Origin of the sequence: Stieleria sedimenti (genome assembly GCF_025060895.1) — a bacterium.
Taxonomy (GTDB): Bacteria; Planctomycetota; Planctomycetia; order Pirellulales; family Pirellulaceae; genus Stieleria; species Stieleria sedimenti.
Map to the genome: position 1 here is coordinate 17,063 of NZ_JANZKV010000141.1, position 15,946 is coordinate 33,008.

A 15,946-nucleotide genomic window follows, 5' to 3' on the forward strand; every position below is an offset into this window, starting at 1 on the left:
AGATTCAGCCGGCGTTGTCTGGCCGCGGCAAAGCCTCTCTGGCAGGGGGTGTGTTTGCACGAACGTCGTCTCCGATCTGACCGTACTGGTCCAGGTCAAGTGATTCGATATCGAGTAATAACTGCATCCGCGCGGTTTCGTAGGCAACCCATGATGCGATCAGAGAATTTTTCGCCGACAATAGGCTGCTGAGTGCATTGAGTGCATCTTGCGTCGTGCTCGAGTCCCCGGACTGGTCCGGAGCCAACAATTGTACTCGAGCCTGTTCGACTTGTCGCGCCGCGGCCACCAAGCTGTGCCGGCTAATTTCAAAGTTCAACTTTTCCGCGTCCAGCGTGCGCAGGTCGCGCCGCACCGCCTGAACCACGACATCCTGCAACCCGATTAGATCACGTCGAGTCCGCTGATAGTTGATCAGCTCGGCTCGATACTGATTTCGTTCGAAACGACGATTCAACGGCCCGTCGAGCGACACCCCCACCCGATAGCTGCTCGCCTTGGCAGAAAAGTCGATCGGATTGGTCGAGTCGCCTACGGTGCCAATATCCGCCCCCACAAAGACGTCCAGATCGGCTTGAAGCGCATCTTTGGCCACGCGGACCTTTCGCCAGGAATCCACCACCATTGCCTGCCGGTTCATCACGTCAAGTCGGCGATCCAGGGCAAGACGCACGGCGTCGATCTGGGAGACTTCCACGGTCTTGAGCTCGACCAGATATGTCCTTACCTGAGTTTGGATGACGTACAAGTCGGATACCAGGTTGGATGCCAGTCGTAACAGCGGCTCCAGCGACAACAAATCCGCGATCTCCCCACCTGTCAAAGCTCGGTCGATCTTGGTTTGAAGACGAATTGTCTCGCGACGGAGTTCCTCCATACGATCTCGCATCAATCGCCGGTCCCGACTCGACCGGCTACCGGTCTCCGTCGGGTCAGTCTGGCGGGGTTCACCCTGCTCCCAACGTTGTAGCTCGCCGGCGACCAAGTCCAACTCGGAATGCATCTCAGCGAGATGCTCGGCGAGCCTCTGATAGCCAGACTGTCGGCCGCTGGCGTCTAACTCCGGCCCGGCGCTACGCACCGCATCGAGCAATTCGTTGATCTCGCTTTCCAACTGACGCACTGCGGGCGACGTGAGTTCAAAACGATTCAACGGAACATCGTCGAGAGCGATGGGATACTCCGGAGGTATGCCGAGCCGGATCTTGTACGCGTCGAGCGAGTTATCCAGAGCGTTGCGAGCACGAATCAACGCCAACCGACCGGCTTGGTAGCTTTGAAAAACCTGGTCGACCTGTAGCGGTGTGACGATTCCCGCTTCGGCAAGCGCCTCATGGGCAAGTAGATTCTGTTGCAGGGCTTCCAAGTTCTCTTCGAGGTTTCGGATCGCTTGCAGCTTCAGCAATAAATCTAAATAACCTTGGTCACCCGATACGATGTCAAAGTAGAACTGTTTGCGATACCGCGCAAAGTCCCGGATTGCGTACAGTACGTTCCTTTCCGCCTGGGTCAGGTTTTCAAGGCGGATGTCGCGGAATGCGCCTCGCAGCAGCGGCTGAATCAAATCGATCGTCAAATTGGAAACCGCAAACGTATTCTTCCCCCCAGTGAATTCCCACACGAATGTGTTTGCAAAATTCACGAGCAATTCACCGCCTGCGGCAAAACTGCGAGTGAAACCCAGGAATGCATTGGACGCCACTTCGTCGCGTTTGCCGTCCGCTGTCAAACGTCCACCATTGCGGTATTCCGTCGCTGTTCCACCGAACCACTGAACGTCGAATTCAAAGCGTTCCAGCGTCAGCGCAAGCGCTGTCAGATAAACGTTTTCAAGTTCACTTTGAAAGCTTCGACTATGTACCAATCCCAATTCGAACGCTCGATCTGACGATAACTCGATTTCCCCGTCATCGTTGGTGGAAACGAAGTCGAGCCAAATGTCGGACTCAATCGATGGGGCGTCACCGTCGGCATGCCAGTGACGGAATCCTGACACCCCGCCCGCGCAATGCATGTAACGATGGGCAGCCGGATCGTCCGGCGGCATCGGGGGACAGTCCGGCGGACCAGGGTCATAATTGCGAGAGGCTACGGGAGGGGCCACGGCCCGCTCTGGAGCGTAGCCGGGAGCCAATGACGCTTTCTGCGACAGGATACGCCCGACGTCGCAGTCGGCACTCTTGCGGTACATCGCCGGTGTCGCGCACCCGCCTCCACAAACGACCATCGCCGCCAGCAGAAGAACGCATCGAAAGTTGCAGGAGCGCATCAGGATTGGTGCAGCGCAAAACGGTCGAGGAAGCTAGTCCGTACACTCTCGGTAATCGGCAAATCTTACCCAGGCTGTTTATTCGTTTTTCAATGGCGACGCGAGACGAAGGAAGAAAACACAACGGGCGACGGCGCCTGGAAATGCTAGCAAGTGCGACGGGTGCCAAGATGACAGGTCGGACGTCTGCAACTCAACCGCTGACAGCCTCCTCAAGCGTCGACGGAATGGGGAGCGGTGGGGGCGAGCGAGATGAAGCTGTTGATGGTCGATCGTTTGATCGGTGTTTCAGATTCTGACTCAGCCGTACGCTCGGCAATTCGAACAATCGATACATCAATTCGGCGCCCAAGATGCTCGTGGTCAACCCGATTGCAAGAAGGCACAACGTCGTGACCGTGGACTGGTCGGACGCCCACAGCAGATTGACTTGTGGTCAAGTAGGGTGGATCCAATCGAATCGACCTACGGAGAGCAAAGTTTGCAATATAACGCCCCGACAATTGGCGATTGCCAATTGAGTAGGCAATGACAAAACCACTGAGAACGAAAAAGACCTGCCACGAGCGATAACATGATCAGACACGCCGACAGCAACGTTTTTGATCTGACCATACGTCTACTTTCAATAGTTTAACGGTGAGTGAGACGCACCTCGATCAGACATCGCAAGACCGCAATTATTGGCCGCTCGGGCCTTGCGGCGCTGATTGGCGAAGTTCCCATTCCACCAATCCGCGGATCGAATCTGGATGGACCCTCCAATCTGGTGTGGCGACATCGCTGCCCCAAGCCCCCTCGACGTCCTCCGCGTAGAAAAAGACGACGCCTTTCAGTTTCTCGTAGTCGCGTAATCCCATGAACGCCTGGTGCAACCAGAAGGCTTCGAAGTCGGAGCTGCCGCTGACACCGAGTTCCGTAATCAAGAGTGGGACGTCGAGTTCTTCCACGACCTTCGCTTTTTCTTGAAACGTTGTGCGAAAATCGCGGATGTATCCATAGGTCTTTTGATCCCATCGCGGATAGCTGTAGACCGGCATGCCGACATAGTCCGCGTACTCCCCACCAGGCCAATAACGCAAGCTGCCTTCCTTCATCACCCCCGCCCAAATCCAGCGGAGTTCGGTTTTAGTGTTCTCGCGCAGCGAGTCGACGACGTGACGATAGGCACGAACGAATTGATCGGGATCGGTCCCAGACCAGGGATACCGCTCCGTCAAATCTTGATCCATTTCATGTCCCCACGAAACGTAGACGGGCCCATTCAGACTGTCCAAAATCCCGGCCAGTTCTTCGAGCGTCTGGTCGTAGCCGCCCGACAGAATCGCCGTCAGTAAATCGTCACCGCGACCTGGGATGGGCCACGGCTCGATCGTCAGTAGAATTTGAAATCCTCGGGTTTCCATCGCAGCGAGTGATCGAAGTAACGTATTTCGATCGAAGTCTGCCCACGAAACATAAACGTGTCGCAATCGCAACGAGCGGTCGCGTTCGAATTCCCCGTCGGGGTCATAAACACCAAAAATCAACGTGTCATCTCCCTCGGGAATCGCTTCAGCGGCAATGGAATCGACAGGGATCTCGCTCGTCGCCGCATTCAGGTTCAACGCAATCACGTCAGTCCCATCGCTCTCGTGTACAGAATCCCTTGCATCACGCGTCTTCCCGGACGGTTCGGAAAGGATTCCGTAAAAGGCGCGCGCACCGTTGACGGCAATCATCGAAACGGGCAGGACCGCCAAAACGACAAGGCTGACGATCTGCACGGCAAGCCGTCTATCGTTTTTCATTTGAGACTTCATGTTGATGAATCAATACCAAGGAAAAGAGTGCAATCGCGTAGAATACCTGCGTCAAGATGATGAAAAAATAATAGCCGGAGGCGCGTCCGGCCTCCGAAATCACCATCGTTGGAATAAACGTAAGAAGCAAAACCGCGATATACGGACAGAGCACGCGCCACGGAAGCGAGACCGGATTCGTCCCGCCCTTCGGTGTGACGCGGAACTCAACAACTTGGCGACGCACGGACATGTACGCCCCCATGACCGAACCGTAAAACGACCAGGGCCACCGCACGATCTGGAATAACGCGGCCTCCCAACTCAGCAGCGGGCTATCGATTGGACGCAAGACTCTGTGTTGCTTTAAATGCGATTGAATGGCGAGCAGCAACAGACACAGCGGTAGCGTATGGACAACAAAGTCCATGTAGCTGACCTCCACCCAGGGCTCACCTGAAACGATCGCCCAAACTGGTAACACCAAACCCACGGGAATCGACACGGAGAACAAGGGGTACCAAAGTTCGCTGAACAGGAACTGTATCCGAAATTTCCAAGGAAGCCGGCGCCAGTACTTCGGCAACAGCGTCAGCAGCAACACCATCAGGCTGCGCGACCACTGAAATTCTTGCGTTACACAGTCCGCAAATGTTGGGGGTCCCTCCCCGTGAGCAATGGCATCGAGCGCGTGGATTCCTCTCCAACCGTGACCGTTCATCATCAGTGTGGTGCTGTGGTCCTCGGCAAGCTCCGGACCGAGGCCACCAATCTCACGCAAGGCGGCCGTTCGGACGGCGTAGTGCGAACCGATGCACAGCGGCGCAAAACCGTTGGAATACCCCGCTTGCAACGGACCGTGCATGATTGCTTCGGCATACAGTCGCCCCCGCGCAGACCAGCTGGAGTTTGACTTCTTGTCACAGATGCTCGGCGCAGAGACGTAACCCACCGAATCGTCAACAAATGGACGAAGCACGGCCTCCAGATATCCCGGTTCGGGCACATGGTCCGCATCTAACTGGGCAACGAAGTCGTACTTCTCATATCCAAAATGATCATAGAAATACGCCAGATTCCCCTCTTTGCATTTGGTCCGTCGTGGCCAAGTTCGCTGATGGTACTCGGGTGAATCTCTTCGTGTCGAAACGCGAACGCCTCGGTCCGCACACCACTGCAGGATGTCGTCGCTAGGGGCTTCGTCCGCCAACCAGGTGTCGTGCGGATACGCTTGATCCAGCATCGCCAAAAGCGTCTCTTGAACGACTTCGAACGGCTCCGACGGAGCACGTGTGGTCACCATCGCCACCCGCCACGTTTTCGGTATGGCAATCTGTGGATTGACCCGCTTCATCTGAACGACAAAGAACAACAGATATGCCGGAATCACCGAAGTCCATGTGACCAGCAAGGTGTTGAGCGCGAATTTGAACGCACCGGCCACATGAGTGCCATCAAACCACCAGAGATAAAAGAAGACGACACCCGTTAACCAGCCGGCGATCAAAACGAGTAATGTCCTCCGTTCCCGATTCGAAAGGACATTGACCAGATACTCTCGGTCAGATTCCGCTGCCGGTTCACACCACGTCTCCGTCTCAACGGAGTCTTGTAACGGATCCCGCGAACGCTTCCCGAACGACGGATTCGTGCCCGGAACGGATCCGGTTTCACCAGCGGGCCTGTAAGTTGAGGTGCTCACTTGGTTGCGCAGCAGCGGTTACGAGTCAAGGTGTTCATAGCCATAGATGCCGGCCCCATCGCCCACTGTAACTATTCTCACGCCAGCTTCAACTGAGTTCACACCCGCAATTGCGAACACTCCTCCGATCACCGCGTGGCTGTCGTCACAACAACTGCACACGACCATTCCGCCTACTTGCGTGTACCACGACCCCGCTAACCGGTAATTGTGGGGAGGTACTGCAGCAACTCCAACGTGCTCCCGTTTCTGGACCGTTCAGACTGCTCGTTCATGAGCGACCGGAACGAACCAGACAGATCCATTGACGCAACCTAGAGTGACGAACCACGCCCCTAAATGCGGTCGATTTTTCTGATGACACCGTTGCATTTCTTGACCAACCAACGCGTTCGATCGCACTCATCAACAGAGTGGACGGTGCGAGGACCAGTGTGAGGACCAGTCATCCCAGAACGGCAGCGCGACCAACGCGTCTCAGTCCAGCCGCCGATAGGCCTCGCGCACGGGTGCTTCCCCGTGGGTGCGTTCGAGCCGTCGGATCGTGAAGTGCGCCCGGGCCAGGTCCTGGTAGTGATCGATGAAGTAGCTGTTGATCAGTGCCCCGCCAACGGCACCGATCACGGGAATGGCCTGCGCGGCGATTTTTTCGCTGACGACGATCCCGAATCGTTTGCCGATCTGTGCGATCAACCGAACCAGCGGCGGTGCGGCTGAATCGGCCAAGCCGTTCTTGACGATGTACTGCGATGCGTCCTTGATTTGTTTTGCCATCGCCGCCCGGACCGCGAAGTAACCGATCTCGGTATCGTCGTTGACGTCCGACGGCTTACCGGGATCCAGGGCAAAGACTTCCAGGCACGCCAGACGCGTCTCGATCTCGGCCAGGTCTTCGCCTTCGCTGCGGGCGATGTCCGCGACACTTCGCAAGATCAACACCGTCGAGACCGGTAGTTCCGCCGCGATCGTGGCCCCACCGAGCGCCCCGCCGGCGGCACCACTCAGCCCTGCCAACAACTTGTGCGTCAACAATTTGGGTTTTCGACCCTTCTCGGCTCCCTCACCGAGCGTCTTGACCGCGGCATCGAGCGCCACCCGCAGCGACTTTTCGATCGCGCTGTGGATCATGCCTTCGGCCGCATCGGGCAGCATCTTCAACGACGCCGTGATCGGCGCCCCGACCAATTCGGTCAGACGGTCGGCGATCCCGTGGTGCTCCAGCACCCGCTTGGCCTCACGCAATTCGCTCAACGATTCTTCCGAAAGCCCGACGCGGATCAAATCATTCGTCATCTCAGTCTCAGTCACTCAATCGGTTGGTGATCAATCTCGCCCGGCATCGTCGACCGGGCCCGCCCTCTATAACGTACCCACAACCGGACGCGACCGGATGGACTCCCGGCGAAAATCCCGGTGCGCTACCGCGAGAGAAAACCGGGGTGGCAGAAAAATCGCGGGCAGAAAAATGGAATCGCCGAAAGTCGGAACGGCTGGAAAATTCGTGACAAGAAAATGGATCGCCCGAAAAAGTTTCCAACCGGTCGACTCAGCCAAACGCGGACGCGTCTCAACTTCCCGACGCCCCGATCTCTCCATGCCGAATTTTCTTGTCAGCCATTTTCCTGTCTCCCTTCCTGCCCGCAGTCCCACCCACTTTTCTGCCCCCCTATTTTTCTGCCATCTCGGTAGCGAACCGGGTGCTAATGAATGGATGAATGGTTCTCCGCCGCTTTAGATCGCGTCGACACAAACCAGGCCGAATACGGCAACGCAAACGCGGCGTAAATGAACGACAGGATGGTGATCGGACGATCCCCTTGTGGAGGTCCCCACGAGTTGTAATTGATTAGGAACACGATGAGCGATGCGAACACGATTGCGGAACTGCCAAAAATCATTGAGGCGTGATCGCGATTTCGAAAAGCAAAAATGGCGATGATCAGCCCAACGAGCGAGAAGATCGGGCCGGAACCGACAATCGTTTCGTGCTCGTACGCCTCGACGGCGAGTGATACGACAATCACGATTGCTTGCACCACAATCAATCGACGCAGCCAAGGCGTTTGAGACGGAGCCGCGTCGATCAGGGGCGTGTCAGAAACCGTCGAAGGTGGAGCGTATGGATTCAGATCAGACGGTTCGGCGGCCAATGTAATCTCCGTGACTCGAAGGGGGGTACAGTTCGCGTTTGTTCGTCAGTCTTCCAACGGCGATGAATGGTGCCACCGAAATCGCAAACGCGTCTGATTGAGATGGCAGAAAAATGGCGGGCAGAAAAATGGAATCGCCGGCAGATGCAACGGCTGGAAAATACGTGACAAGAAGATAAACCGCCCGTAGCAGTTTCCCATCGGCCGACTCAGTCACACGCGGACGCATCTCATCTTAACGACGTCCCAATCTCCCCATACCCGATTTTCTTGTCAGCCATTTTCCTGTCGCCCTTTCTGCCTGCAGCCCACCCATTTTTCTGCCCCCACTTTTTCTGCCATCTCGGTAGGGGGAAAGCATCTGATGCATGGTGCCTAACGAGTGTTCGTCGGCGCGTTGAACATCGGCAGTTCGTCAGAGCGGCCCTGCGTCACAGGATCCGATTGGAGTTCCGCGATCCGAGTGCTGTGGTCCATTGGCACCAGAATGGAATCGAACGTGCGGACTTTGACCTCGATTGGGTCTTCGTGATCGACGGCCGCATCGTTTGGCGGCGGGGGAGTTGGCAAACGGGGAATTCGATTACTTGCAAATCGATGTTGGTTCGCGTGATTGTGATTCGCGCAATGGCAGTGGGTGTGTGCCGACCTCTTCCGCGTGCTGCGGTGTAGACATCCAACTTGTGAACTGACTAATAATCCGGCAACGACAAAATACAGGGAACGATTCATCCGTGAAATCCTTTGGGAGGTAAAGGGATTGACGGCAGCCACGCTTCCAAGCGAATGCTACTCATCTAGGGCATGATGATCGGACCGTGAGCTTGCCACGATGTGGGGAAAACGGACATTCAGAAGCACTGCAGATTGATCCCTCCCTACACCTCGGCAAACAGGGTGAATCCAATCCGTCGATCCATTCGGACGACCCCGGACAGCAAGTTTTCGTCGAATCATTGCTTCGGGCCAATCATCTGTCGGGGCCGAATCAACCGTCTCAATTGATACGAGCACGGTTTGCAGCGGTTGCAGCAGTTTGGCGTCCGAAGACTCTGCAGCTTAGGCGGTGACAGGATGAATGGTGCCACCAAATCGCAAGTGCGACGGATTGGGATGGCAGAAAAATGGCGGGCAGAAAAATGGAATCGCCGTGAGGCGGAACGACTGGAAAGTAGGTGACAAGAAAATGGATCGCCCGAATAAGTTCCCCATCGGCCGAATCAGTCACACGCAGACGCCGCTCAGCTTCCCGACGCCCAGATCTCTCCACGCCCCATTTTCTTGTCCCCCTTTCTACCCGCATCCACCCATTTTTCTGCCCCCTATTTTTCTGCCATCTCGACAGGGGAAAGCATCTGATGAATGGTGCCAGCGACCATCCGTCCATTTTTTGACCCCAACCTCCTCGTCGGCCAACTGGCACGCCCAGGAGGCGTGCGAACAACCGCCTAAAACACGGGGAAATAGACCTGCCGATTCTTCGGTGGTGTCACCGGTGGTGTCATCGGTGCACGAGGACAGTGATCTGGCGGCATTGCAGGAGATTTGGGACTCGCTCAACTCCGAGGCCAGATCAGCCCTTCTCGCCCACGCCCGCCGGCTGGCATCGTGTCAGCAGACGTGAGGCGAGACTACAAGATTGCCTTGAGGTAATCGACCGCCATTAGCGTGATTCGGTGCGGGATGCCCCGGGGAGTGTCCCTGCCTGCGAATCCCGGTGGCCCAGTCGCTTCACAGGCGACGGCACCCGCCGCACTTCACGTGGTGGCCGGACGGCCAGTTCCAATTCGTTGAGTGCTTGTTACTTCGCGGGAACAGGCTAGTCCGAGCGTGACGCCATCAGATTCCGCCGGTGGCATCTGAGTGCCGTCGAGGGCCGCTGGAACGCACACGAGTCCGGCCCACAGTCGGGCAAGGCTAAAGCGATGTCGTCTTCGCTTGACGCACATGCACGGGGAGGAACTCCTACCATCCCTGACGGTTGGCCGTACGATTCGGTCTGGTCATTCTTCATCCAAGGCCATCGCGCTTGGCGACCCGACGACCAGCCGCTTCGACCACGTAGCGGTCGCATTCGCCGGCTGGTACGCAATCGAACCAATTCGTTTTCGCCTGCGTTGCTAAAGGGGGCCCCATTCGTCGCAGTATTTTGACCCGCAAATCCGATTCTCGGTTTGCTGGTACCTGAGTTACCCCCTGTCCCGGCTTGTGGCGTTTCCAGCTGCTTAGCCCTCGTCATTGCAGCGACTTTCGGGACGAATTTCACTGAAGTCACTTCAGTGAATCGCGAAAACTGGTGTCAGTTCGGCGGGTGCCGGCCCGTCGCGATTCACGGGTGATGATCCGGCGATTGCGAACGAAGGAATCTCAAGCTAGCAGTAATATCGTTAGCCCAAACCGGGGTTTGGTTTTCTATGCTCGTTGTCGCTGGCAAGATCCTTGACGACCGAAAGCCAAGTAGGTCGAGCGCAAGGGAGGACGCCCAAGAAAGGCCGAGCCCCCCCAAAGGTGTTGTGAAGTCACTTCAGTACTTTTGAGCCGGCAAATTATGGGAAAACACTTCTTCGTTTGCAAGTTTGGCATTCAATTCATCGATTCCAGCGAAGAATGATCGGCTCGTTTCTGACGTGAACCGAACGTGAATCCCGGCGACGAGCGCGGTGGATGGTTTACCTCCGCAGATGTGAATGGCTGGACCCCAAAGGTGTCATGAAGTCACTTCAGTAAATTGCGACGAAGAATTCGATGATTTCTCACTCGAAGCGACGATCGTGACGGATCCGAAGGTCTATAAACGCTTCGGATACAAGCGAGCGATTCGCACCTACTGTCCGGGCTTGCAAGATAAAGTCGCCCCGCTGCGTGACGCCCATGCGGGCTCATGGTGAAAGAATGTCGGGGTGGGCAATGCGATATGCGCTTGCTTTGCATCGGGGATTGATCGTCGTCCCAGGCAACTTACGTAGAAGACGCGATGTCCTCGACAAAGTCATGAGCGTACTCGAGTTGCGACCAGCGAGCGGCTACACCAGATCGCCCCAGTTGGCGTTAAACAATGCAGGGCGACATTGGGGACGAGTGAAACGGCACAGAAGCGTGAGGGGCCCCAATTCTCAGCAGGTTTTGAACCGCGATTCCGGTTTTCGGTTTCCTGGTACCTGAGTTACCTCCCGTCCAGTCATGCGGCGTTTTGGCGGCAGACGGTCGTTTCGAGAATCCGTGAATATCGCCATCTCAAAATCACCGAGCGGAAATAAGACTCCGTGTCAACTGAACTCGCTTCAGTAAAATGCTTTCCGTAAATGATTGGGGGAAATTCACTGACGCGCCCCATTCGGGCTTTCGGTTGCTCGATCTCGACAATGAATTCACTGTCAGTCCCAAGTCTCGAATTCTGCAATCGTCCCACAATGCTCCCCTGGTACGCAGCTGGGAAACCTCGCGAATCATCGAAGATGGTTAAGGCGTCATCGGCTATCGGTTATGACGGAAAAGCCCTTTGGAAACGCGAGTGAACGAAGACTCGATCAAATTGCGTGCAATGGACCATTGCCCCCTCAAGAAAAGCAAAGCAGGCTCGTATTGAAGTCACCCCCCCCGGCCCTACTTGAGGTTTCCGTAATGGCAATGATCCCATGTCCTGAGTGCAAGAAAAGCGTCAGTGAGTTCGCAGAATCTTGCCCGAAGTGCGGAGTGACCCTCACGGCGGAAATGGTCGAAAAGCAAAAGAAAGACACCCTTGAAACCATGATTCTCACAGGTGGAATGTCTGGAGCAGCAGTATTGTTCTTCGGACTTGTTCTAGCGTTCAATGGTGATGACGACGACCGAACACCAACACGCCAGACTTACACGCCACGATCAGTCTCATCGGCGCCACGAACTGCATTGGGTACGCCTTCCTACAGCCGGCAGAAGCACTATGAGGATGCGAAGGAGTTCGTGCTGCGGGATGGAAGGGCAGCGGTGCGAAAGGGGCTGATGACCAAACGTGAATTCGAAGATTACACTGGCGTGGAATACTGACCTTTGCAGGCCAGTCACCGCGGGAATTTGCACAGCCGTTGTGATCTGCGTGAAGACACGAGCAAGTCAACCTGATGTAAATTCAGCTGACACGCGGCTTCTGTTTGCCCCAGTACTTCTGTTCTGTCTGGTCTTGGTGATGCATCCGCCACGAACAGCTTAAAGGTGAAATTGCCGGTGTCTGAACGAAATCCAACAAGGCCATTGATTGGTGCTATTACGCGCGGTTCAAGTGGGGCCAGATCAGACTGTTTTGTCATCTCCGCCAACAGTGCACGTGGATTTTCCTTAACCCGAGTACGCAATCGACGTGTCTGAAGCGTCGTAGCCGTAATGCCAATGTCTTTCAGTGGTACGTTGGCAATGTTGATGTAACCGCGAGCGCCGTTGTCGTCATGGGTGGATTCACCGGGATTCGATTTAATCTTTACGACAATTTCCTTCACCGACTCCATCTTCAATAATACGCACAGAAGATTGCGTGCTTCTTGAGGACTATCTGGCGGACGAATCCACCGGACGAAAGTTTCGAGGTTCGTTTAGATGGACCTCGGTAGCGGAATTGCAATGTGGCGTCTTGGTGCGTGCCTATCTTGCGTTGTGCCCGCTCCTTCGGGCCGACAACAGTGAGAAAACCAGATCGCGTTTGCGACACAGACCCAAGCGTGACCTTAAGGTCGGACTTTACGGTGTCGATGAGTTCTGGCGTAATCAATGCCAAGGCTGCCGCTAGTAGATTGGGAATCATGTTTTCGATGCACAGTCGTCCGCGATAGCCGAGTTACGGAGATTGATTTTCCATTGCCAAAAACGGCGACGTCCGCGACTTCGGTTTATCGATGGATCGTCACACACGTCTGTTTGGGGTTCAAGTCGATTCTAGATCTGGTGGAATTGCCGCAAGAAGTCCCGCTTCGTCGATTTGAATTTTAGGTGGGTTTCATGGAGTAGTCTGCGTGACTGGTCTTGAAACGCTGGTGCTAGGACTCCCCAGTCTCCATTTCGGGCAAACAGAATCAAATAGTCGACATTGCTTCCCTGCCAGCAGTTCTGAATTTGCTGATTGTCGCGAGTTGACGTAAAGGTCTTAACTTGCAGGCGATGGAAGTTGGGTCCGTCAGAAATCAGCAAATCGGTCTTGTGCCCATGGTCCAGCATTGGTGCGTAGACTTCCCATCCGTCATTCATAAGCCAACACGCGACCATCTTCTCGAATGAGACGTTCTTGAGTGTTTGGTGAGTCGGGGGTGCAGTTTTGGTTCTACGGCGTGGCAACGGTCGAACGTTCCAAGAAGGCTATGAACTGGCTTCGCAATAGATACCTTCCAATGGCCTTGGATGCAAAAACAAACACCAAATACTGGCCGCGATGCCGTCCTTCATGACCATTGCACCTAGAAAGGCCCATTTAAGTTGAGTGAAGCCGCACTGCCGATGCTTCTTTGTCGAGGGTTCAACTTCCCGGTGCTCGAGGCTGTGTAGGTGGTCATTTCGAGCACTTTCGAATCGAACCAACTCCAAACTCGCGTTTTTTGCAGGGTCAAAACTACTGAAGTGACTTCAGTGTTTGGCTCAGAATCTCGAACTGTTGCCAGGTGAGATCCGTCATCTTCGCAGCGTCTTGGGCCTCAATTGCTGCAAGGAATGCAGTAGCCTACGCTCCGGAAACCAACGCCACCAAAGTAGGGCGACAATTCATGAAGTCGCTGAGTCGACCTGGAGCCCGTCGTCGGTGATCGGCGGAACTGGTCAAGCAGGTTGGGTTCAGCCCGTGCCGACGAGTTCGGTACGAGCTTGCAAGATAATTAAGAACCAGCCGTCAATGAGCGATCTTCGGCGAACACGCTGGCGCGTCGAACACTGACGGATTTACCATCCGAGTGGACGATGGCACATCGCCGAATTGCGGCAGCCTTGAACTAGAATCGAGGCCAGCCCGCTGCATCTTCAACAGTGGCAGACTTCGATTGCTCGACGCTGTCGGATGGAGTGCGAGCCACAATTGCTGGTGCCATTTCTAACGGCTTTAGCGAACCCACTGAACTCCGCCGGCCAGTGCATTGAAAGACGATCGCGAGTTGGCTTGCCCCTGATAGGCAAGCGACGCTCGGCCTCCCAGAAATCGGAATAGGTCGAGTTGCACTCGTAAGAATCCCCAGTCTCGTCCCGAGTCGATGCCGCGATCAGTAAGTGGAGACAGCACGTCCGTATTTGCGACACTGGAGACAAAGACTTCGTTCGGATCGAGATATTCGTGCATCCAACCGCATCGGATTCGAGTGGTTAAGGGGCCAAGTTCGGTTCCGCCTGATTGCTCCAACCCAAGTCCCAATACTCCCCGAATTGAGTCGCCGCTACCACCTGCGTTCGAAAGTGCGAAATCGACATCCCCCGTTTCGTCGATGGGGTCCAGCTCGACGCGTGTTCCGTGAAGACCCAGATACGGTATCCAGTTGATCGCATGCCATGAGAAAATGGTCCCCGACTCGAAGTATCCAAACTGCGCTGATCCATCGAAAGAACTTTGGGCTGCCGTTGACCCTTCGATGGCGGCTAACGAGCGGTACACATCGTACGTTTGCACACCAGCACCACCGGCGGCGAGCAGATACAAAGACTCACCTGTGTATTCGATGGACCCACCACCGCGATAGGATTCAATATCAGCATGCTGGTCCGCACCCGAAGATTCAAGTTTTCCTCCGGCAAGATGCGCAAACGCGTGCGACGATAAGCCATTCTTGTCGCTAACGGCCACGCCTACCTCCATGCCACCAAATTCTTGGTAATACCCAAGCGTTTGGCAGTGATCGGAATCCGCACTTGATGAGACTCCGTAGGCTCGAGCCCACGACATGATCGCCGGCGGTTCGATGCCAGGATACCGCTGAAGCAATACCCGGTCGCGAATGGACTCCATGTTGTTTTGAATATGGACGATTTCGGCACCGATCAGTGACGGGTAGATCGACCCCGATAGTGCATTCGCCGCCGCGACCATTGCCTCGCCGGATGAGTTCACAAGCGTGTCTACGCCTGTGTGGGACATTCCTCGCAAGTCCTCAAATGCCGAAACGGCAGACAACTGGTTACATCCGGTCACCACGGATGAAAACGGATTCCCATTGTCTTGAATGGCGAATCCAAGCTGATCGGCGGGCAATGATGGATCGAAAATCAAATCAAGAAATGGACGGTCTGGAACATCAAGTGCGAATGTGGGACTCGCAAAGGCCGGAACAATCGATGCCGCATCCATGACCAAGAAGGTCTGGCCGTCCACAAATTGATTTCCGTTGAAACGAATCGAAAGGTTAGCTCCCGTTAATGTTGCCGTTCCCAATACGTTCACCTTGTCGGCAGATGTCGTGCCTCCCGTCGAACTCAGATCCACCTGTAGTGTTCCGCCGGTCAGATCGAGATCTCCCAAGACTCCAAACGTGCCGAGCGTGCCCGGGGCCTCATTGGTTCCCGGAGAAAGCGTACCGGGGATCGTCAAGTCTCCCGCCAGGATCCCGTCACCCACGATTGTCGTATTGGGACTAGCAATCAAATCGGGATCGTCCACCGAATTGATCACAAACAGGTTGGTCGGATCGATGGTGCCACTCGCCAGATCCAAGGCCGCCGCTAACCCATTACGATCAATGGTGACACTAATCGGATTGTTCGTTGCAAAGGACAAGTCACCGTTAATGGACGGCAGATCACTTGTAAGCGTGATCGTTGTATTCACCGCGAAATCGAATACCACTCGATCGCCGGATGCAGCATTCGCGAGTGCTTCGCGCAAAGAACCCGTGCCGGAATCGGCACTGGATGCGACTACCAAATCCGCTGACTTTGCCGATTGCGTTGAAACTAGGGCCCCAAAAACCGCGAGCAATGCACATCGTCGGAGATTCCTTGGCAGCCGCAAGCGACGTTTCTTGAGCATGGTTTTGAGTCCTGACGTGAAAGTGACGATTGGGGTATCGACTGCCCGCCAGTAGAATGCTTCCAAGAAATGCCACCCCGA

General features: G+C 55.3%; 9 protein-coding genes. 2 read left to right on the forward strand and 7 right to left on the reverse strand.

The annotated features are described in order from the left end of the window. Positions 1-4: 4 nt before the first annotated feature. From NZK35_RS17775 to NZK35_RS17795, 5 genes are all read right to left on the reverse strand, one after another. Positions 5-2,047, reverse strand: coding sequence for a TolC family protein (locus NZK35_RS17775; protein WP_259633879.1), 2,043 nt, complete (start codon positions 2,045-2,047; stop codon positions 5-7). Between the two features lie 902 nt (positions 2,048-2,949). Further along, the gene (locus tag NZK35_RS17780; RefSeq protein WP_259633880.1) at positions 2,950-4,059 is read right to left on the reverse strand and encodes a glycoside hydrolase family 26 protein; all 1,110 of its coding nucleotides are present in this window, start codon (positions 4,057-4,059) and stop codon (positions 2,950-2,952) included. Next, positions 4,046-5,752 carry a glycosyltransferase family 2 protein gene (locus tag NZK35_RS17785; RefSeq protein ID WP_259633881.1) on the reverse strand — a complete coding sequence of 569 codons (1,707 nt, stop codon included), beginning with the start codon at positions 5,750-5,752 and terminating at the stop codon, positions 4,046-4,048. Before NZK35_RS17785 ends, NZK35_RS17780 begins: the two co-directional genes overlap by 14 nt. A 477-nt stretch (positions 5,753-6,229) precedes the next feature. Further along, a complete protein-coding gene (locus tag NZK35_RS17790; RefSeq protein ID WP_259633882.1) occupies positions 6,230-7,045 on the reverse strand; it encodes an EcsC family protein in 816 nt (271 codons plus the stop codon). Between the two features lie 407 nt (positions 7,046-7,452). Continuing rightward, positions 7,453-7,902: a hypothetical protein gene (locus NZK35_RS17795; RefSeq protein ID WP_259633883.1), complete on the reverse strand. Its 450-nt coding sequence runs from the start codon at positions 7,900-7,902 to the stop codon at positions 7,453-7,455. Positions 7,903-10,589: 2,687 nt separating this feature from the next. Between NZK35_RS17795 and NZK35_RS17800 the strand changes: the two genes are divergently transcribed. Together NZK35_RS17800 and NZK35_RS17805 are read left to right on the forward strand one after the other, a co-directional pair. Further along, positions 10,590-10,790 carry a hypothetical protein gene (locus NZK35_RS17800; RefSeq protein ID WP_259633884.1) on the forward strand — a complete coding sequence of 67 codons (201 nt, stop codon included), beginning with the start codon at positions 10,590-10,592 and terminating at the stop codon, positions 10,788-10,790. 733 nt (positions 10,791-11,523) lie between these two features. Further along, entirely contained in the window at positions 11,524-11,928 is a 405-nt protein-coding gene (locus tag NZK35_RS17805) for a hypothetical protein (RefSeq protein WP_259633885.1), read from the forward strand. 14 nt (positions 11,929-11,942) lie between these two features. On the opposite strand, the gene NZK35_RS17810 is transcribed toward NZK35_RS17805, so the two are convergent. After that, the gene (locus tag NZK35_RS17810) at positions 11,943-12,374 is read right to left on the reverse strand and encodes a hypothetical protein (protein ID WP_259633886.1); all 432 of its coding nucleotides are present in this window, start codon (positions 12,372-12,374) and stop codon (positions 11,943-11,945) included. A 1,580-nt stretch (positions 12,375-13,954) separates the two neighbouring features. Continuing rightward, on the reverse strand, positions 13,955-15,931 hold the full coding sequence (locus NZK35_RS17815; RefSeq protein ID WP_259633887.1) for an autotransporter family protein: 1,977 nt from the start codon (positions 15,929-15,931) through the stop codon (positions 13,955-13,957). Between the last annotated feature and the right edge of the window lie 15 nt (positions 15,932-15,946).